Genomic DNA, 20,698 nt, shown 5'->3' with positions numbered 1-20,698 from the left:
CGCGCCTGTCACCACGGTCTACCCCCTTGGAAGGCGTTAGTAGGTTGCCAATAATGTGAATCGTAGACCAAAATTTTTTTTTAAGCGGTGAATTTTTTCACTCAATTACGCCTATGGGACATTGCAAAATGTTCCAGCTCCCGTTCCATAAAATAAGCCTACATTTCGTAACGTTGACTTTATTCGGGTCTGGAGTTAGCTTGCAGACTCCGTTTCGACACTCGCGCCCCAGCCGAATCCGGTCCGGCACGCGTCCCCGCCGAGCGGCGCTTTCCCTACAACAACTACAGAAGGGGATTACAGCCATGCACATCTTCCGTTCGTTTCGCACCGCACGTACCTGCCGAATCGGTCTAGCGACACTCGGCCTATGCCTGATTCCGCACTTCGGTCAAGCCGCCGACCACAACGACCCTAACGCGATCAACTCGATTTTCGCCGACATCCCGCCGAGCGCCGCCGATTTGTACGATTTATTCGGCTACCCCAGTGCCGACCAAGGTCAGGGCGAACAAGTCGTCGTGGCCTTGACCTTCGCGTCCATTCCCAAGGCCGGGGTATTCGATACCGACCTGCTCTACCGGATCCAATTCGATCCCGATCCGCGCGCGGCGCTGGGCATGGGCGACCAAATCGATTTGAAAAACCTGCTGAATTACGCCGAGGCGGTCGGCAAGAAATACATTAATTTCAAACCCGGCGAGGTGAGGGTCACGTTCAATCAACAAAACCAAGCGAAACTCGATTTCCTGGGCTTTCCGGGCGGCGACTTCTCGCAGGTGATCGATACCAACAAAGTCGTCGAACTGAAAACGCCGGATGGATTCGCGATCAAAACCTTTGTCGGCGGCCGCGACGATGCGTTTTTTAACGACTTACCCGGCTTTTTCCGATCGATCAATTACGCGCCGCAGTACTACCACGTACCGGTCAAGGACAAAAAATCCGCCGAGGCCCGGATTCCGAAAACCTTGCTTGAGCTGGAGGGCAATAGCTTCTTCAACTACGATAAAAACTTGCCGGAATGGGGTATCACGGTCAAAAAGGACCTACCGAAGCAGCCAATGACCTGGAACGGCAACCGCTTCTACAAGGATGCCAACGGTAATTTCCGCTTCGTTTATACCGGCCAGGACGCCCGCGCCGGCGGCAACGTCAACGCGATTGTGTTGGAACTGCCGCTGAAGTTTTTGACCAAAACCCCGGAAACCGAACGCATTGTCCGGACATGGGGCGAAAGTTGGATGCTGCGCGCATCGGCGAAGGCCAAGGCGATTCCGGAACATTCGCAATGGTCGTTGCTGGCCAAGCTCGGCGGCGCGCACGAATCGCCGGCGCCGGTGGCCGGCTTCAACAACCGCCTCAGCGATTACAAAAAAGTCGACGTGGACGGCGTACCCTTCCTGGATGCCGCGCTGAATCTGCGGGAAGACGAAAAGCAACTGGCCGACAACGTCAAACTCGGCGAAGTCTACGTCAAGCGCTTTGCCCACTTGGGCTGGGGCTTCGGGCCGTCGATCAACGCACTGGGGCTGAACAGTTGCTTCGACCATTCCAACGCGCCGGTCTCGGTGTTCAAGACCTACGATCTGGCGATCGAGGCCTTCAAGCGCTCCAAAAAGTGTTTTTTCCAACGGGTCAACATGCCGGACAACAGCTGGAACGTCAAAGGCCTGGACATCAAACCGCCGCGCACCTTCGAAATCTTTATTCCGAACGTGGCGTCGATAGACATGGATACCAACGGCTCGTGGCCCTTCGGCCGGCGCCTGGAAGACCAGGTGGCGACGCGGTTTTTGTCCTTGTTTCTGGACATGGAAAACGGGTGCGGCGGCAAACCCTGCAGCGTGGAATCCTTGAACAACCCGGCGCTATGGGCTTCCGCCCCAATCGAGCCCAAAACCACGCCGAATCCGGTCAAAAACGACAAGCCGTTCTTAACCGAATTCCCGTATCTGGCCGAGCCCTGGTAAGCCGTTACCGAAGCCATGCACCGACCGGCAGGCGCGCCGCGTGGCGACCGCGTCCGCTCGCGAACCCGGTCAGCCACGAGAATGGCTCTCGCGGTGGCGGGCTGGATGCTGGCCGCCTGGGCGGGGCTGGCATTGGCACTGTTCGGCGCTTTCGAAACCACCGATTATCGTCGCGATTGGTCGAAGCTGACCGATTTAGCGGCCGGTACTTCGGGCGAAAGCCCGATCAATCAGGCGATGTTGGCCGCCCAACGCTACTGGCTGAGCGCCACCCCCGGCGACCGCGCCACCGTCGAACAACGCTTGACGGCGGCGCGGCGCGCGGCGCCGGATAGCCCGGCGCTACGGATGCTGGAGGCCCGCTGGGCCGCTCACCACCATAAACCCGCCGAAGCAGCGGTTCATCTAGCCGAACTGGCCGCACAGGCCAATTGGGACGACACGCCTAGCCGGCTCGGCTTGGCGATCGACATCGCCTTGCAGCAAGGCCGCATCGAAGATGCTCAAAAGTTGCTGACCGAATCGGCTCGGCAAACCGACTGGGCGCTGTTGGCCCAATACGCGTTGCTGATGGACAAAACCGGGCAAACCGAACTGGCCGATCGAGCCTATCAAGATGCCGAGGATTTGCTGTCCTCCAAGGCAATGCGCGATTTTGCCTGGCTGGAATTGCAGCGCGGCTACCTGGCATTGAGCCACGGCGATGCCGGCGCGGCCGAGGCGCATTACCGGCTGGCGCTACGCGCCTACTCCGGTTATTGGCTGGCGGCCGATTACTGGGGCGAATGGATGGCGGCGCAACGGCGTTACGCCGAAGCCGTGGCGGTTTATCGGCAATTGGCGCTCTGCACCCGCAAGCCGGAGTTTTATCAAAGCCTGGGCGATCTTTACCAATTCCTGGGCCAATCCGAGCCGGCGAAATACTGGCACGACAAGGCTTTGGATTTTTACCTGGATGCCACCCGCAATGGCCAAACCCAGTACTACCATCATCTGGCGGCCTTGTACGCCGACGCTTATCTGGACGGCACCAACGCCAGCGCTTGGGCGCGACTTGATCTCGAACAGCGGCCGAACGCCGTGAGCCACGATGCGTTGGCCTGGGCGCTGTTCCGCGACGGACAAATCCAGGCGGCGGTCGTTCACGCCCGTGCCGCGCTGAGCTACCGCTGGGAAGACGCCCATCTATACGGCCATGCCGGCATGATTCTGCTGGCGGCCGGATTCGACGCCGAAGGCCGGGCGGCGTTGGAACGCGCCCGGCAAATCAATCCGCATTACGACGATTTCCATGCGCATCGCTAGCCTTTGCCGGCTTTGCTTGTTGTGCTTCTGTCTGCAAGTGGCCGGCGGCTTGGCGGGCCGGCCTAGCTTTTCCCATCCGATTGCGCAAGGTTCGGCAACCTTGCATATCGGCACCGAGCAAACCTTGTTGGAGATGACGGTGCCGCTGGAGCAAATCGTCATCGCCAACCGAAGCACGCCGGCCGATAGCGGCATCGACGCTCAAGCGCTGGATCGACATGGCGACTATCTGCTGGCCCACCTGCGCCTTACCGCCGATTCCGTAACGTTGACCGGGAAAGTCGTGTCGGCACCGACTACGCTCAACCAGGCGTTGGTCTATCGGCTAACCTATCCGCTGCCCGTCGAAAGACCCGGCGTCGTGGAGATCGGCCAAAACCTGCTGAGGGAAATCGAGTTTGCGCCGGGCAATCCGTGGGAAGTCAGCTACCGCTTGAGCGTTTATCGAGACGGGCACTTGGTCAATCAAGCGTTGCTGGCTTACCAAGAAATACTGAGACTATCGTTGGACGCGGCCGGCTTCGACAGTAGCTTGGGCTGGGATTACACGGTTCAGGGCTGGCTGCACATCCTGCACGGCTACGACCACTTGCTGTTCGTCGCCGGCCTGGTGCTGGCAGTCGGTTCGCTGCGCGAATTGGCGATCATCGTGTTGCTGTTCACCCTGGCCCACGGATTGACGATGACGCTGGCGGTACTGGATTGGTGGCGGGTATCGCCGCGATTGGTCGAGCCTATGATTGCGTTCAGCATCGTCGCGGTGTCGATGCAAAACATCGTCTGGCCCCGTCTCAGCCACGGCAAACCCAGGCAAGCGATTGCATTCGGCTTCGGCTTGTTTCACGGTTTGGGATTTGCCGGCGGCTTGTTGGACAGCATCGCCGCGCTATCGGCCGAGCAAGTGGCCTGGGCCGTCGCCGCGTTCAGCCTGGGCGTGGAGCTGGGCCATTTGAGTGCCGTGCTACCTTTATATTACGGGCTGGCCTTGGTTGGAAATCGCGGCGCGGCGATACCGGCACTCAGCACTTTACAGCGACTCGGCTCCCTGTTGGTCGGTATCGCGGGCCTGCTGTATTGCTATTACTCGGTCAGCGCCGCTTTGGCCTGACTAGCTTGGTTCGCGGGGACCAACAAGACTTGCAACAGCCGGGCATTGCCAATCCGCGCCAAGCATGCCAAATTGGCGGCATGCTTAAATCATCATCCGTTCCGCTGGAACCCACCCAACAACCGGTCACCAAGTTGAACGGCATAGGCGCGCAATCCGCCGCGCGCCTGGAGAAGCTGGGCATTCGCACGCTACAGGATTTGCTATTCCATCTGCCCTTGCGCTATCAAGACCGCAGCCGAATCACGCCGATCGGCGAATTGTTACCCGGCACGTCGGCACTGGTCTGCGGCACGGTGGAGTTTATAGACGCCATCCAACGCGGCCGGCCCAGCCTGATTTGCCGGATCGGCGATGCCAGCGGCAGCTTATCGTTGCGGTTTTTTCATTTCTCGGTGCAACAAAGCCAACAGCTCAAGCCCGGTACCCTGATCGGTTGTTACGGCGAATTGCGTTACGGCTACTCCGGTTTGGAAATGGTGCATCCGGAATACCGGATCGTCCAGTCCCCGGAGCAACTTTGCGAACCGACGCTGACGCCGGTCTATCCGTTGACCGAAGGCGTGCCGCAAACCACGCTACGCAAGGCGGTCAAACAGGCGCTGACTTTATGTTTAAGCGAAGGCGGCGGTATCCGCGACTGGCTGCCGGCCGCCGTGTTGAGCCGTAATGGTTTTCCGCCGTTAGCCGAGGCCTTGCAAACCCTACACAATCCGCCGCCGCACTTAAACATTGCCGAGCTCAGCGACGGCCAGTCCCCTGCCCTAAGGCGATTGGCGTTCGAAGAATTTCTGGCTCATCACCTAGCGCTCCTACAAGGCAAACAAAGCTTTAAACGCTGGCGAGCGCCGGAATTTCATTTCGAAAACGCAGCCAAGCAAGCCTTTATCGAACGGCTGCCGTTTCGGCTGACCGGCGCCCAGCAACGGGTTAGCGCGGAAATTCAGGCCGACTGCGAGCAGCCCCAACCGATGCTGCGGCTGGTGCAAGGCGACGTCGGCTCGGGCAAGACCGTGGTCGCCGCGCTGGCGGCCTTGATGGCGCTGCACAGCGGCTATCAGGTCGCGGTGATGGCGCCGACCGAGTTGCTGGCAGAGCAGCATTTCCGCAATTTCTCGACCTGGTTTGCCGACACCGGCTATCCAGTGCATTTCTTGACCGGCCAGCTCAAGGGCAAGGCCAGACAAGCCACCCTGCAAGCGCTGGCCGACGGCGGCGCCGGCATCGCGGTCGGCACCCACGCGCTGTTTCAGGACCAGGTGCAATTTCACAAACTGGGACTGATCGTCATCGACGAACAGCACCGTTTCGGCGTGCATCAGCGCTTGGCCCTGCGGGAAAAAGGCAGCAACACCGGCATGCGGCCTCACCAATTAGTGATGACCGCGACGCCGATTCCGCGCACGTTGGCGATGCTGCAATACTCCGATCTGGATATTTCGATCATCGACGAGCTGCCGCCCGGCCGCCGGCCGGTGACGACTAGCGTCCTACCCGCCGAGCGGCGCGAGCAAATCATCGCCCGCATCGGTCACTGGGTCGTTCAGGGCCGCCAAGCCTATTGGGTGTGCACCTTGATCGAAGAATCCGAGCAAATGCAATGCGAAGCCGCCGAGAAAACCGCGGTGTTATTGACACAAGCGCTGCCGGCCGTACGCATCGCCTTGGTACACGGCCGCATGAAAACGGTGGACAAGGACGCCGCGATGCAGGCCTTCAAGCGTCACGAATGCGACTTGTTGGTGGCGACCACGGTCATCGAAGTCGGCGTGGACGTTCCCAACGCCGGCTTGATGATCATCGAAAATGCCGAGCGCTTGGGTCTATCGCAATTGCATCAATTGCGCGGCCGAGTCGGCCGCGGCGACCAGGAAAGCTTCTGCGTCTTGATGTATCAAGCCCCGTTATCGCTACTCGGCAAACAACGCCTGGGTATCTTGAAGGAAAGCCACGACGGCTTCGTGATTGCCGAAAAAGACCTGGAATTGCGCGGTCCCGGCGAAGTGATGGGCAGCCGTCAGACCGGCCAGATCCAATTCAAAATCGCCGATCTGGGCCGCGACCGTCACTTGCTGGATTTGGTGGCACCCACGGCCGCGGAATTGCAAAAGCTGGCGCCGGAAGCGATCGCGCCGCTGATCGAACGCTGGATAGGTCGCAACGAAACCGGCGAAATAGGTTTGATGCACGCGCCGTGACGGATGCGTCCGTCGGCCTGTGCGTGGACCAAGATGGACACAGGCTTGGGTTTTTAACAGCGCCGAGTTCTACGAAAACCTCGCCGAGTCCGGTATTAGCCTTTGCACCAGAGATTGTTCAAATCGACCCGGTAAAGTGTTGCGGGCTGTGGTGTCTGCAAACTCTGCAATTTATTCTTCAGGCTTGCCGGCAAGAATGTCGCCGAATTTAAAACGAGCGTGAGTAAAGCTCGACTATTTCCGCTATCCGCCGGGCTTAAAAGCGTTCCGTCCCGCCAACAGTTGGGGGCTTTTTCCAGTTTAATATCTCTGGGACTCCATCCCAAGGTTTCGCGATCAATAACTGCGTAGGCTTCCTCGGAATTCGAGGATGTGAGTTCGGAGGTAATATCGGCGAAATCGTTTATTCGCAGTCGATCACAGGTGTCGCCGCCCAGCAATGCGTAGACGCAGGCGATGTTCCGATTATTGACCGAACCTAAAACAAGCCTTTGGGGATGTTGTTCCGCGAACGCCACCAGCGCTCGACTATTCGCGGTAAACACTTGGTAAGCCTGCTGTTCCAAAAACGACAAACCGATGCCCCCGGCCAATGCTAAAAAAACCAAGAAATGGCCCAGTTTGCGTGGCAAACGCTGAATCGCGATACCGGCGAAAACCGCGATCGGTGCTAGAAACAAGGTTAAATAATTGGATTGTTTCATTGCAAATTTTAGCGGTGCCAACGACACCGGAAAAAACGAGAGCACCAATAACAAGGAAACTAGCCAATAAGCGGCATAGGCAACGGCGCTAACGGACCGTTCGGAAAATATTGTTTTGATAGTCGCGCAGATACCGTACAACGCCAATACCGGTATTAACCAGGTATGTTTAATATCGAAAAACAAATAATAAAAATAGTACCAGGGACTATCTTCGCCTTGGTTTCCGCCAATAAAGCTACGATTAAGCTGACCGATGACGGTTTTAAAAGCGTGCAGCGGATCGCCCGCAATCATTGTCATCAGCGCAAAGTGAGCCAACAGCATCACCAGTCCGCCAAAAACCAAATAAATCCAGCCAAACTTCCAACAACGAAAAATCAGCGGGTATAAAAGAAATGCACTAAAAGTTAATACCGCCAACTCCTTGACCCAAAATACACAACCTAACGCGATACCGGTCAGAAAATAAGCCAATTTATTCCCGGTTGTTTCGGCCTTAAAAAACGCAATGAAGCTAGAGGTCAAAAACATCGACACCACGGGATCGGCATGTAGCCGTGTGGAAACGGCCACATGCAAGGGCATCAACGCCAGAAAAAGTGCCGAATAAATCGCCGTTTTGTGGTTGATCCCGTTCCAAACAAATCGAAATACCAAAGCTATCTCAATTAATGAACATAGCAAAGGCCATAAATTGGCTGTAAAAAGATTCACTCCAAACAGATAGAGAATGAAACCGGACGGAATATTGTAACCGTAGCGTAATGCGCCGTTGTAATTCGCGCTAGCCCATTCGCCGTAGGTAACATCAAGCGAGCGGCGGAGATAAACCAGATCGTCGGAACCGAAAGGCCCGTTAAAAAACACCAACCTTGTCGTCAACGCAATCGACAGGATAATAAACAGGTATAGAGAAAAGCGGTATCGCCGGTCCAAATAAGCGATGGGAAAGTTTGCAATCATTATCAACGAATCTCTTCGATAAAGAATCTTGGCCGTTGCTTGGTTTCCATGTAAACCTTGGATAAATATTCACCTAAGATGCCTATGCTCAACAACTGTATTCCACCGATAAAATAAATGGGCAAAACAGTAGAGGCCCAACCTGGAATTGTCGCTTCCAGAGCGAATTTAGCCACAAAAATCCAAACGACCATCGCTAAACTCGCCAAACTGACGCCAAGACCAATCCAAGTAATCATCCGCAACGGCACCACGCTGAACGAAGTGACGCCGTCGGCAGCCAGTGCCAACATTTTACTTAGCGGATACTTGGACTCGCCGGCAAACCGTTCGCCGCGTTCGTAATAGACTGTCGCGGTGTTAAACCCGAGCTGTGGAATGATGCCTCGCAAAAACAAGTTAACTTCGTTGAAGTCTTTTAAGCAATCGATCACTCGTTTGCTCATTAATCGATAATCGGCATGGTTATAAATAATATCGACACCCATCGTTTTCAACAACTTGTAATAAAGTTGCGCGGTCACTCGCTTAAAGAAACTATCGGTCTCTCGCGAGGATCGGACGCCATACACGATTTCGCAACCTTCGTTAAATTTATAAATCATTTCTTTAATAACCTGAATATCGTCCTGCAGGTCCGCATCGATCGATACAATTGCTTCGCCATCCGCATTAAAAAGTCCGGCAATTAATGCATTCTGATGACCGCGATTTCTAGACAACTTAATCCCTCGAATACACGCATTCTGTTGATTAAATTTCGAAATCAGTTCCCAGGTTTTATCTTTGCTACCGTCATCAACGTAATAGATAAAGCTATCCTTCGACACCAAGCCAAGCTCTTGCATCTCCTTCATTAACTCAAGCAACCGGCTATTCGTTTCGGGTAATACTTCTTCTTCGTTGTAACAAGGCAGCACTATCGACAATTTAGTATTCTTAAAAGATAGTTTAGGCTTAACGATATTTTCTATCGTTGACGTCTCGGGTTGAACCGCGCGTTTCCTAAAAATGACTATTTTTTGAATAAAGTAAGAAAGCACCGTCATTGGTGGCACCGCGATAGCGCCCGCTTGGTAGGCATCGAAGCCTTGGTTAATAAAAAACTCGATCAGACGAATGTTAAAAATATAAAGCAAGGCCCAACAAAATGCGAAACGGAAAAATAACTTGCCATTCGTATTCCGAAATACGAAACGCCCCTGAGTAATAAAGCTGAAGATAATACCAAGAATCAAAGCCGCCAAATTGGCTAACTTATAGTTTAATCCAAAGAATAATAGTAGAGCATAAACGGAGTAGCTGAACCCGGTATTGATCGTACCAACAACTAAGAAACGAAAAAACTGTGCATTAAATAGCTTGAATGAGCGGCCAGCACCCGAACTCCTTTTATTCAGATCCGCTTGAGTTGAATTTTCAAGCTGACGAGTCTGATTGTACTTTTTTCGCTTTGTCATAGCTCAACGCTGAAATTTTTAGAATGAATTTTATTTTATTATTTGCAGCTCTGATTAAGCTGAAAATTGTATTAGGCCAGCCGACAAACCCACATCCTATAACACGGATAAGATTTTATGATTGCTGTTCACAAGCGCTTGCTAATCCTTTGTTGATTTTCCAATTCAGCAAGAAAATAAGATACCTGATGGGATACATCCAAACCGGGCTGAAGATTTTGAAAATTCCGCGAACATGCCGACACTGGACGGCTTGTGCTTCGTCTAGCGACGCCCGGCGGTTGGCTATCGTTAACGACCCGGCATGCCAACAAAACGCCGCCAAGACCTGTTCTGTTTTAACGAACGCACCTACTCGCCGTAATTTCAGCAGCAGGTCCAAGTCCATCGTGTACTTTAATGTTTCATCCAATCCGCCAACCTCGGTTAACGCGCTACGCCGAAACAGGCAGGCTTCTTGCTTAATCAAACCAGGAACAAACTGCAATAAAAACGGCGCCGCGAACGGCGGACGGCGGGTAAAAAGCAAACTCCCGCTGCTATCGACATAATCGCAAGCGCCATAAGCAACGACGGCGGAAGCATCGCTGCCCAGCAAAGCGCTCGCGGTGGCCAGCGCCCCAGGACGCAGCATATCGTCGTCGCCCAGCCAGCCCGCATAGCGATGCACCGGCAACGCTTCCGAGAATCCGGCGTTCACCGCCGCTGAAATTTTTCCTGGATGCACCAAGACTCTTGCACCAAAAGCAGTTGCAATCTCTGAAAGCTCCGGTGTTTGAGCGGTAGATACCAACACGGTATCCACTAAAACACCTGCCTGGTCTTTAATAGACGACAGCGTTCTTCGCAGCGTGTCAAGCCGCTCGCCTAAGGTTGGTATCACAATCAAAATACGGGATAACTCGATATTTTCAGATGTCACTAACTGATTTCCTACAATGGGTATTTTTACTAAAACCTTATTATTTTGTTGACCGAATCAAACAGCATTCGAATCTTGAGAGCCTCAGATATCGCGACGCGTCGCTAAAAGCTCAATCGAACGATAACGCGGAATTGGCAACGCAAGTTTCTCTATCCACGCATACGCCGGGTTTAGGAAAATTCTCTGAACCTCTTTAATCGGTCTCCAGGCATGCAAAAGCCTGACGACAGGATGAGCAATCGGAAAAATCAAACGGGTAAGGCATTGATCATTTACGGTAAAACCACTGGCTTCTAATAATTTAACCACCGAATCCACCGAAGGATATTCTCGAAGATGCGTGGAATCGAGTACGCGCCGCCCGTCCGGCGCCTTGCGAAAATACCATGCGCCCGATTTTCTAATGACGGTACTGAGATACAACCAACCGCCCCGACGGGCGATTCTCGCCAATTCGGCCAGATATTCGAGTTCGTCCGGTACGTGCTCCAAAACCATGGTACTGATCGTCAGATCGACACTTTCGTCGGCCAATCCCGGAATATGGTGTCCTTCGGCCACAATGCCAGGATAGCCGGTTAATTCGCTGAATCGTCGAACGCGAATAGGCGACATATCGACGCCGATTACTCGGCTATTGACAGCGATATGACTATTCTCGGACAACGACCAAACCAAATGCCCATCGCCGCAACCCACATCCACCACGGTGGGATTTGATTGAATTAAACTCAGCGCTTTTACCAATAACGGCGGAACGCGGCGACTAAAAAAATGTATCGATTTTTGGGAATACTCTTCGAAATCCGATTGACTCATAAAACGCTCAGTTACTCTATAGTGCCTGGAAGCTAAGTTCAAACATCGACAGAGCCCTGCCGAAATTCGAATATGAATTCGAATATGCAATTGAATATTTTTAATATAAAAATTATCAGGCTTAATTTTAAATAAATATACCCATTCCATCTAAAGCGGCCCGCCAGCTGATTTCAACACCTCGGATAAGCTAGCTTTCCCGCTTAGACTTGTCAGTTCCGGTTGAAATATAGCCTATTGCAGAAGTTTTCTATAGACAATTTTAGGAGATGCCGTCTCTGTTACGGCCTTGGATAATTTGAAACTGTAAGCGTGCCTTCTTGATTTGGCGGAACATCCCTACGCCCGGCGACCGGTAAGCGCCGTTCTGGTTCTCGGCAGCCAAGCGGTGAGCGCTGGGGCGGGAAACTTGAGAGAAGCGAAGCCGAAGCCATGACTTCGTTTCGGCCAACGCGCGCCCTCAACAAAAACCTGTCCGGCACGCTATCGAGGCTCGGCAGGTAGCCAACCGGTCAGGACCATCAACACCGTGTTTCCTTCGGCGACGACCGCTGGCAATATTCCTTCTAGCTCGGCCCGGCGTTCATCCTTTGGCGCCACTGCTCGACGCGTTGCGTCAGTTCGTCGAGATCTAGCGTCGTCAGACGGCGTTGACTTAATAAGGGCTTGCCGGCTACCCACGCGTCGCTGACTTGATGCCGGCCGGCCGCGTAGACGATTTGCGCGACCGGATGAAAGCACGGCTGAGTTTCCGGGGCGCTTAAATCGATGGCCACGACATCGGCTGCCTTGCCGAGCACCAGCGAACCGATCTCGGTGTCCAAGCCCAGCGCTTTCGCGCCGTTGATCGTCGCCATCTCCAGCGCCGTCCAGGCCGACACCGCACTGGCGTCGCCGGCGACACCCTTGGCCAATAAGGCCGCGGTGCGCATTTCGCCCAGCATATCCAGATCGTTATTGCTCGCGGCGCCGTCTGTCCCCAGCGCCACGTTGATACCGGCCGCCAAGCAGTCCGCCACCGGACAGAATCCGCTGGCCAGTTTCAAGTTGGATTCCGGGCAATGGACAATATGCGCGCCGGTCTCGGCGAATTCGGCGATTTGCTCGGCGGACATCTGGGTCATGTGCACGGCAATGAACGAGGAAGTCAGCAAACCCAGATCGCGCAAACGTTGCAACGGGGTCTGGCCGGTGTTGGCCAATTGTTGTTCGACCTCGTGGGCCGTCTCGTGCACATGCATATGCAGCGTCAAATTCATCTCGTCGGCATAGGTCAGCGCCCGGCTCAGCGGCGCGTCGGACACCGTATACGGCGCGTGCGGCGCGAACGACAGGCTGAGCAGGCTTTCGTGGCGCAATTGTTCGTGCAGGGCCAAGCCCTTGGCCAGATAGGCGTCGGCGTTTTCCGCCCACAGAGTCGGAAAATCGAACACGATCAAGCCGATATTGGCGCGAATTCCGTGTTGCAGCGCTTGTTGCGCGGTGATTTCCGGAAAGAAATACATATCGTTGAAACAGGTAGTACCGCCGCGCAACATTTCGGCGATGGCTAAATCGGTACCGTCGCGCACAAAGGCCTCGCTAGCCCATTGCTGTTCGGCGGGCCAAATGTGGTTCTGTAACCAATCCATTAACGGCAGATCGTCGGCAAAGCCGCGCAGCAAAGTCATCGCCGCATGCGTGTGGCAATTGATCAAGCCCGGAATTAGCGCATGCCGGTCGCGTATCTCCAGCACCCTGGGACGATACTTTCGCAGGGCAAGGTCGCTAGGCAACAAATCGACAATTCTGCCGCCGTCTATCGCTAGACTATAGTTATCGTAAACTACCGAGGCCGGTTCCACCGGTATAATCCATCGGGCCTGAATCAAAAGGTCGACCTGCATGGGTACTCCCGAGCTGAAAAGGCGATGATTATACCGCGCCGCCGTAGGGCCGAGACCAGTCCCCGCCAATCGAGAAGCGTCAAACAACATGTCAGACCCCATTTCCTCGCAGCCAATCGGTTTCTCTAGCGCCGTCCCGCCTCGGATATTCCCGGCCGGGCGCGGCGAAACCTGGCCGCGCCGCAATCCACTCGGCGCTCTGGTGAGTGGGATATGAAAGCGGTAAGGCTGTCGGACTGGTTGATCGGTTTCGGCATCGCGGGGCTTTATGCGTTGAGCGGCCGACTGTCCCTGCTGTATTTCTCCACCGTCAGCGTCGCCAGCGTGCTGTTTTTGCCCAGCGGTCTGGCGCTGGCGACGATACTTCTCGGCGGCCACCGTTATTTGTGGGCGCTCGGGCTCGGTGCGCTGAGTTTAAATCTGTGGCAAGGCCAACCGCCGGCTATCGCGCTGGCCATCTCGGCTGGTAGCATTGCCAGCGCCGGCTTGGGCGCTTATCTGCTGCGGCGAATCGTCGGATTCGACCGCCGCATCCTCAACCTCGCCGATTATTTGTTATTGATCGGCTTCGGCGGACTGGCGTGTACGCTGTCGGCGCTAGTCGGCGCTAGCTGCCTATTGATCAACGGCGTAGTCGATACGGCCGGTTTCCGGATCGCGTTGTTGCACTGGTGGTTGGGCGACACACTAGGCACGATACTGGTCGCGCCGCTGATTCTGGTCTGGCGGGACGGTCTTCGCCTACCGCGCCGCGTCAAGCCGGTCGCCGAAGCCTGCCTGATTCTGGGCTTGAGCGCGCTGGCCGGCCAAATCGTATTTTTAAACTGGTTTCAGGACAACTTGGGCGAATACGCCAAAACGCCGTGGATTTACTTGTTGGTTAGTTGGGCGGCGGTCAGGGTCGGACCGAGAACCACGACCCTGATTCTCGCGGTCATCGCGATGCAAGCCATGGTCGGCATGAACGGACACCATTGGGAAATTTACCAAAACCGGCCGATCGGCCAACCGGAAATCAATTACTGGCTGTTCATGTCGGTACTGTCGGTGATCGGCATGGCCTTGGCCAGTTATTTTTCCGAACGCCAACGGGTGCTCGACGCCTTGGCCGAACACCGCGAACTACTGCGCACCCTACTCAGGGCCATGCCGGACAAAGTCTGGTTCAAGGACCCCAACGGCACCTATCTGCTCTGCAACGCCAGTTTCGAAGCCCTATTCGGCGCCGACGAAGCCAGCATCGTCGGCAAGACCGACTACGATTTCGTCGATGTCGAACTCGCCGACTTTTTTCGGGAACACGACTTCAAAGCCGTCGCTGCCGGCAAACCGATGATCAACCAGGAATGGCTGACCCTGGCCGACGCCAGCCACACCGGGCTATACGAAACCATCAAAACCCCGGTGACGACCGCCGACGGCAAGCTACTCGGCGTATTGGGCATGGCGCGCGACATTACTCAGTTGTACCAAGCGCAACGGGCCCTGGACCGGCGCATTCAAGAGCAAGCCTGCTTACACGCGGTGTTTCGCGCCACCGAAAATTTGAACCTGCCGTTGCCGGACGTGCTGCAAGCGGCTGTCCAGGAACTACCGGCCGGTTGGCCTTACCCCGATTTCGCGGTCGCGGCGATACGCTGGCGAGATCTCACGTTTCGCAGTGGCGACTGCTCGGCCGACGCAGCTTGGATCAGCGCCCCGATCCGCGTCGGGACACTGAACGACGGCGAAGTTAGCGTCGCCTATGCGATACCGCCGCCCACCCCGGCCGACGCCCCGGCGATGCTGGCCGAAGAGCAACAGTTGCTGAATGCGATCGCCGAGCGGCTCGCTTCGACGATAGAACGCCGCCAAATCGAGGAAAAATCGCGTAAGCGCGAAAAAATCTTTCGGGCCATCGTTTCGCAAGCCTCGGACGCCATCATGCTCATCGATGCCGAGACGCTGGCTTTCGTCGAATTCAACGACGCCGCCTGCGAAAACCTCGGTTACAGCCGCGACGAATTCGCCAAACTCCGCCTGCCGGATATCCAAGCCGACGCCGCGCCAATGCTGGAAAGGCTAGCCCCGACCGAGGGCCGGGACGCCCGGCAATTCGACACGCTCAGCTGTTGCAAGGACGGTAGTCCGCGCGATGTTCACGTCAGCGTCCAAGCGATTCAAATCGAAAATCGGCCGATGTTATCGCTGATCTGGTCGGACATTACCGAACGCAAATCGATAGAAGCGCAATTTCGCAACTTGTTCGAGCACAACCCGGCACCGATGCTGATTTACGAGCGCGGCACGTTAAAGCTGGTGGCGGTCAACGACGCCTTCACCGCGCTGTACGGCTACCGAGCCGACGAAGCGCAACACCTGCTGCTGACCGACTTGTTCGACGCCACGCAGAGACCCAAGATCATCGAGCTCGCCGCCAAACTGCGCGGGTTCGCCAATACCGGCGAATGGCAACATCTGCGCAAGGACAGCAGTGCGGTACCGGTCGTGGTCAGTTCGCACGACATCATCTTCGCCCACCATAGCTGTCGAGTCGTGGTGATTACCGACATCGGCGAACTCAAGCGGGCCGAAACCGAGCTGCGTAATTACCGCGATCATCTGGCCGACTTGGTGCGTTCGCGCACCGCCGAACTGGAACTCGCCCGCGAGGAAGCCGAAAGCGCCAATCGCGCCAAGAGCGCTTTCCTGGCCAATATGAGCCACGAAATCCGTACCCCGATGAACGCGATTCTGGGCATGGCTCACTTGCTGCGCATGGAGATAACCCAACCCAGCCAACGCGATAAGCTGGAAAAAATCAGCGTGGCCGGCAAGCACTTGCTCGGTTTGATCAACGATATCCTCGATCTGTCGAAAATCGAGGCCGAACGCATGACCTTGGAGAAAACCTCGCTGAATATCGCCGCCATCGCCGATCACGCCTGCAGCATCGTCGGCGAGCGCGCCGCCGCCAAGCGCCTGAGCTTGACCCACGAAACCGATCCGCCGCTGAACACCTTGATACTGCTCGGCGATCCGCTGCGCATCTGCCAGATCTTAATCAACTATCTGAGTAATGCCGTCAAATTCACCGAACAGGGCCGGATCGTGCTGCGCAGCCGCCTGCAATCGTGCGACGAGCATCAATGCTGGGTGCGTTTCGAAGTCGAGGACAGCGGTATCGGCATGACGCCGGAACAGTGCGCGCGGGTATTCAACGCGTTCGAGCAGGGCCAATCCTCGACCACCCGCCGCTACGGCGGCAGCGGCTTGGGCTTGGCCATCAGCCGCCACTTGGCGCGGATGATGGCCGGCAACGTCGGCGTCGACAGCCAACCGGGCCAGGGCAGCACCTTTTGGTTCGAAGTTCCGCTGCAACGCGAGCTGAACCCTAGCGCGCCGATCGCCCAAGTGCCGGCGCCCGATTTCCGTCGCTCGGCCGAGATTTTGTTGGTCGAGGACAACGATATCAACCAAGAAGTCGCCAAGGCCTTGCTGGAAAGCGTCGGCTTGCGAGTCGACGTGGCCGAACACGGCCAACAAGCACTGGAAATGGTCGAGCTACGCCGCTACGACCTTATTTTAATGGACATGCAGATGCCGGTCATGGATGGCCTGCAAGCCACCCGCTTGATTCGGAACACCGACCACGGCCGCGAGCTACCCATCGTGGCGATGACCGCCAACGCCTTCGAGGAAGACCGCCAAGCCTGCCGCGACGCCGGCATGAACGATTTTCTGGCCAAACCCTTCGATCCGGACCTGTTGTTCGATGTGTTGCGGCGCTGGATTCCCGCCGCCGGCACCAGCGCCCGCGACGTCGATCCGCCGGCGGCGGCCGCGCCGATTTCGCTCGACACCTTACGCGAGCGGCTGCGGGAACTGGCGATATTGCTAGCGGGCGGCAATTTGAAAGCCGCCGACGCTTGGCGCGACCTCAAGCCGGCGCTGGCCCGCGTGGTCGCGGCCGAAGCAATCCAAACCATGGACCCATTGGTCGAAAAATACGACCTGCCGCGGGCCTTGCACTATTTACGGGGTTTAATAGCGCAATATCCCGGCCTGGACGACGAAAGCGGTTAAAGTGGGCCCTCCTCGCCCGGTCAAGCCGAACGCCGGCCTATCGAAGCGGGCCGGAATCGGCTTAAAATAGTCGAAACGCTCAGGTAAAATCTTCGACTTCCCGAACCGTTGCCTGACGACAGCGACTAAATTCTGCTTTGTCGGATTTGTTCAAGACCGTCATGCCCGCCGGGAAACGGGCATCCAGCGCCATGGAGGGTAGGCTTAAATCCATTCATGGAGTCCGGGTTCGCTCCGCGCTCTAACGCGTCCGGCAATCCATGCCGGAATGACAATGCTTATTGAATAATCTGACAAAGTAGATCTAAGCCAAGCCCCCTTTTCCGACAACATACATCTTACGCATGAGCTCTCAATTATCGGTACAAGCCCTACAGTGGACCGGCTCCAGTCTGAACGTCTTGGATCAACGGGCCTTACCGGCGCATATCCGTTACGACGAATACCGCGATGCCGCCGGCGTGGCCGACGCGATCGTGTCGATGCGGGTGCGCGGCGCGCCGGCCATCGGCATCGCCGCCGCCTACGGCGTCGTACTGTCGGCCAAATATCACTACCCGGACCCGACCTGGCAAGACAAAGTCGCCCGCGACATCGACCTGCTGGCCGCATCGCGGCCGACCGCCGTCAATCTGTTCTGGGCACTGGCGCAAATGCGCGACGTGCTGGCCGCCGCACCCGCCGACCCGCTCGCGGCGCTCGCCGCCAAAGCCGAAGCCATCCATGCCGACGACATCGCCGCCAATTATGCGATGGGCGAACGCGGCGCCGATTTAATCGGCGGGGCTTGCTCGGTACTGACCCATTGCAATGCCGGCGCGTTGGCCACCGGCGGTTACGGCACCGCGCTGGGCGTGATCCGTAGCCTGCACCGGCGCGGTCAGATTAACAAAGTCTACGCCGACGAAACCCGCCCCTGGCTGCAAGGCGCCCGGTTGACGGTTTGGGAACTGGCCCAGGACGGCATTCCGGCCACGCTGATCGCCGACTCGGCGGCGGCCTGGTTGATGAAGTCAGGCAAAATCGACTGGATTGTGGTCGGCGCCGACCGGATCACCGCCAACGGCGACGTCGCCAACAAAATCGGCACCTATTCGCTGGCGGTGCTGGCCAAACGCCACGGCGTCAAGTTGATGGTGGCCGCGCCCTCCTCCACGCTGGACCTGAGTCTGGCGACCGGCGACGCGATCGAAATCGAAGAACGCAATCCCAACGAATTGCTGGCCGATTGCTATTTGGGCGGCGATTCGCTGGTCGGCGCCTGGAATCCGGTATTCGACGTAACGCCAGCCGAATTGATCACCGCCATCGTCACCGAACGCGGTGTCGTCGTCGATCCCGGCCTGCACGGGGTAAGGAGTTTGGCGCCATGAACGCTATCCGCGACGCTAACAGCCCGCTGCTGGCCGTCGGCTGTTTGCTGGACGGCCTGAAATTACTGACCCGCGCCGAACTGCGCCAGTATTTGCTGATTCCGCTGTTGATTAATACGGTGCTGTATACCGGCGCCTTCATCCTCGGCTATCACTCGGTGTCCGCGCTGATCCACCAAGCGATTCCCGACTGGCTATCCTGGTTGAGCTGGATACTATGGCCATTGTTTTTTATCAGCTTCTTGCTGATCGGCTTCTTCACATTCACGCTGGTCGCCAATTTGATCGCCGCGCCCTATTACAGCCGCCTGGCCGCCAAAACCTTGTCTCTGTTGCACGGCCACGCGCCGGTCGCTGCCGACGCCGGCTGGGACCGGGTGTTTTTCGGCGAACTGAAGCGCATTGGCTATCTGTTGCTGCGGGTGCTGCCGCTATTGGTGCTGTTTCTGATTCCGGTGGTGAATCTGATCGCGCCGGTGCTGTGGGCGGCGTTCGCGGCCTGGGGCATCGCGATGGAATTCATCGCCTATCCGCTGGAAATGCGCGGCCAAACCTTCGACGCGCAAAAGCGCTTCATGCAACAGCGGCGCTGGAGCATGTTGAGCTTCGGCGCGCTGACCGGCCTGGGCCTGACGCTGCCCATCGTCAATCTGGTGATGGGCCAGACCGCGGTGATCGCCGCGACCGTGTACGTGGACCGGGTGTTACCGCCGGCCGGCGGCGACGAAGCGAACTGACGGCGCGGCGATGCAGCAAATCCTGGCCATTGCCCTGGGCGGATCGATCGGCGCGGTCAGCCGGTTTTTACTGGCGAACGCGATCTACGCGCTGCTCGGGCGCGGCTTTCCGCACGGCACCTTGTTCATCAACGTGTCCGGCTCGTTTTTGATGGGGTTTCTGACCGAATTGATGCTGCAACGTTTTGCGCTGGCGGTGGAATGGCGGGCGGCCATCCTGGTCGGATTCCTGGGTGCCTACACCACGTTTTCGACCTTCGCCATCGAAACCCTGTATCTGTTCGAGGCCGGCAGTTTACTGAAGGCTTTTTTGAATATTTTACTGAGCACGGTGTTATGCCTGGTGGCCTGCTGGGTGGGACTGATTTGGGGCCGCACCTTGTTCGCCGACACCTTATACCCCTGGCTCGGCCACGGTCTGCGCTACGGCGAAATGGCGCTGGCGCTTTTGTTGGCCTTGCTGATCGCCGCCGGCACCGAATGGTTGCTGCAACTGGGCGCCTACTCGGCCGAATGGCGAGCCTCGATTTACGTCGTGCTGCTAGGGCTATTGACCGTGGTCTCGACGCTGAGGCTGACGTTGGGATTGCCTGAGATTCGCCTGGAGTTCCAGGGCTTGTTGAGTTTGTTTGTCGTCAATGCGATGCTCGGCGTCGCGACGGTCTGGTTGGGTTCGCGCTTGGGGAATTGGCTATGGCAATGGAAACCGTAACGTTGGCGCGGATTTATCTGCGCGAGGGCGAACACCTGCTGGCCCGGTTGTTGGATACTTTACGCGACGAACGCGTGCGCGGCGTCACGGTGCTGCGCGGCATCGCAGGCTTCGGCGCCGACCGGGAAATCCGCACCGCCGCACTGGCCGATCTGGCGCTGGACCTGCCGCTGGTGGTCGAGTTTTACGACCGCCCCGAGCGGGTTGGCGCTATCCTAGCCCACTTGGAAATTCAAGGCGGCTTGGCGCACATCGTCAGTTGGCCGGTCACTTTGCATACACCGGAAGCCGACGCGCGTTAACACCCTAACGATCATGAAACGGTTGCCTCCGCCCAGCCAATGAACGTCAACCGCATCGGAGCGACTTTAGCCGCGATCGACAGCGCTTTCACACCGGATTTCGGGGGACGCCTTGCTTGCGAGCGTTCTGGGGCCACCTTTGTTCGTATGAACGCGTGCTCGATA

Annotated in this window: 15 protein-coding genes; 9 read left to right on the top strand and 6 right to left on the bottom strand. The window is 56.7% G+C overall.

Features of this window, described 5'->3' with window-relative positions:
- Positions 1–305: 305 nt before the first annotated feature.
- The 4 genes from ACQE3E_RS08020 to recG all read left to right on the top strand — a co-directional run bounded on the left by ACQE3E_RS08020 (position 306) and on the right by recG (position 6,584).
- Positions 306–1,973 carry a DUF4331 family protein gene (locus tag ACQE3E_RS08020; protein WP_313728464.1) on the top strand — a complete coding sequence of 556 codons (1,668 nt, stop codon included), beginning with the start codon at positions 306–308 and terminating at the stop codon, positions 1,971–1,973.
- A gap of 81 nt (positions 1,974–2,054) precedes the next feature.
- Entirely contained in the window at positions 2,055–3,278 is a 1,224-nt protein-coding gene (locus ACQE3E_RS08015) for a hypothetical protein (protein WP_427501477.1), read from the top strand.
- Positions 3,265–4,386 carry a HupE/UreJ family protein gene (locus tag ACQE3E_RS08010; protein ID WP_427501476.1) on the top strand — a complete coding sequence of 374 codons (1,122 nt, stop codon included), beginning with the start codon at positions 3,265–3,267 and terminating at the stop codon, positions 4,384–4,386. Before ACQE3E_RS08015 ends, ACQE3E_RS08010 begins: the two co-directional genes overlap by 14 nt.
- Before the next feature lie 80 nt (positions 4,387–4,466).
- The gene (gene recG / locus ACQE3E_RS08005; RefSeq protein ID WP_427501475.1) at positions 4,467–6,584 is read left to right on the top strand and encodes an ATP-dependent DNA helicase RecG; all 2,118 of its coding nucleotides are present in this window, start codon (positions 4,467–4,469) and stop codon (positions 6,582–6,584) included.
- 95 nt (positions 6,585–6,679) lie between these two features.
- Here recG and ACQE3E_RS08000 read toward each other — a convergent pair whose 3' ends face one another.
- From ACQE3E_RS08000 to ACQE3E_RS07980, 5 genes are all read right to left on the bottom strand, one after another.
- Positions 6,680–8,254: an ArnT family glycosyltransferase gene (locus ACQE3E_RS08000; protein WP_427501474.1), complete on the bottom strand. Its 1,575-nt coding sequence runs from the start codon at positions 8,252–8,254 to the stop codon at positions 6,680–6,682.
- Positions 8,255–8,256: 2 nt separating this feature from the next.
- A complete protein-coding gene (locus tag ACQE3E_RS07995; RefSeq protein ID WP_427501473.1) occupies positions 8,257–9,714 on the bottom strand; it encodes a glycosyltransferase in 1,458 nt (485 codons plus the stop codon).
- A gap of 115 nt (positions 9,715–9,829) precedes the next feature.
- Positions 9,830–10,636 carry a glycosyltransferase gene (locus ACQE3E_RS07990; RefSeq protein WP_427501472.1) on the bottom strand — a complete coding sequence of 269 codons (807 nt, stop codon included), beginning with the start codon at positions 10,634–10,636 and terminating at the stop codon, positions 9,830–9,832.
- An 84-nt stretch (positions 10,637–10,720) separates the two neighbouring features.
- On the bottom strand, positions 10,721–11,458 hold the full coding sequence (locus ACQE3E_RS07985; RefSeq protein WP_427501470.1) for a class I SAM-dependent methyltransferase: 738 nt from the start codon (positions 11,456–11,458) through the stop codon (positions 10,721–10,723).
- 566 nt (positions 11,459–12,024) lie between these two features.
- Positions 12,025–13,344, bottom strand: coding sequence for a TRZ/ATZ family hydrolase (locus tag ACQE3E_RS07980; RefSeq protein WP_281022787.1), 1,320 nt, complete (start codon positions 13,342–13,344; stop codon positions 12,025–12,027).
- A gap of 213 nt (positions 13,345–13,557) precedes the next feature.
- On the opposite strand from ACQE3E_RS07980, the gene ACQE3E_RS07975 reads away from it, so the two are divergent.
- Complete coding sequence (locus tag ACQE3E_RS07975) at positions 13,558–17,409, top strand: PAS domain S-box protein (protein ID WP_427501468.1); 3,852 nt, start codon at positions 13,558–13,560, stop codon at positions 17,407–17,409.
- Positions 17,410–17,488: 79 nt separating this feature from the next.
- On the opposite strand, the gene ACQE3E_RS07970 is transcribed toward ACQE3E_RS07975, so the two are convergent.
- Entirely contained in the window at positions 17,489–17,623 is a 135-nt protein-coding gene (locus tag ACQE3E_RS07970) for a hypothetical protein (RefSeq protein WP_269454762.1), read from the bottom strand.
- A gap of 130 nt (positions 17,624–17,753) precedes the next feature.
- Here ACQE3E_RS07970 and mtnA point away from each other — a divergent pair, with 130 nt between their 5' ends.
- Genes mtnA through ACQE3E_RS07950 form a run of 4 tightly spaced genes read left to right on the top strand, consistent with a single transcriptional unit; the run spans position 17,754 to position 20,533 of the window.
- Positions 17,754–18,782, top strand: coding sequence for an S-methyl-5-thioribose-1-phosphate isomerase (gene mtnA, locus ACQE3E_RS07965; RefSeq protein WP_064029898.1), 1,029 nt, complete (start codon positions 17,754–17,756; stop codon positions 18,780–18,782).
- Positions 18,779–19,519: a sulfate transporter CysZ gene (gene cysZ / locus ACQE3E_RS07960; RefSeq protein ID WP_168033065.1), complete on the top strand. Its 741-nt coding sequence runs from the start codon at positions 18,779–18,781 to the stop codon at positions 19,517–19,519. Before mtnA ends, cysZ begins: the two co-directional genes overlap by 4 nt.
- A gap of 10 nt (positions 19,520–19,529) precedes the next feature.
- A complete protein-coding gene (gene crcB, locus ACQE3E_RS07955) occupies positions 19,530–20,231 on the top strand; it encodes a fluoride efflux transporter CrcB (RefSeq protein WP_313728472.1) in 702 nt (233 codons plus the stop codon).
- Positions 20,219–20,533, top strand: coding sequence for a DUF190 domain-containing protein (locus ACQE3E_RS07950; RefSeq protein WP_281022783.1), 315 nt, complete (start codon positions 20,219–20,221; stop codon positions 20,531–20,533). Before crcB ends, ACQE3E_RS07950 begins: the two co-directional genes overlap by 13 nt.
- Positions 20,534–20,698 lie beyond the last annotated feature (165 nt).

Source organism: Methylomonas sp. MED-D, assembly GCF_050276835.1.
In the GTDB taxonomy this organism is placed as follows: Bacteria; Pseudomonadota; Gammaproteobacteria; order Methylococcales; family Methylomonadaceae; genus Methylomonas; species Methylomonas koyamae_A.
Note: the sequence above shows the minus strand (reverse complement) of the source record. Positions and strands in the feature narration are given on the sequence as shown.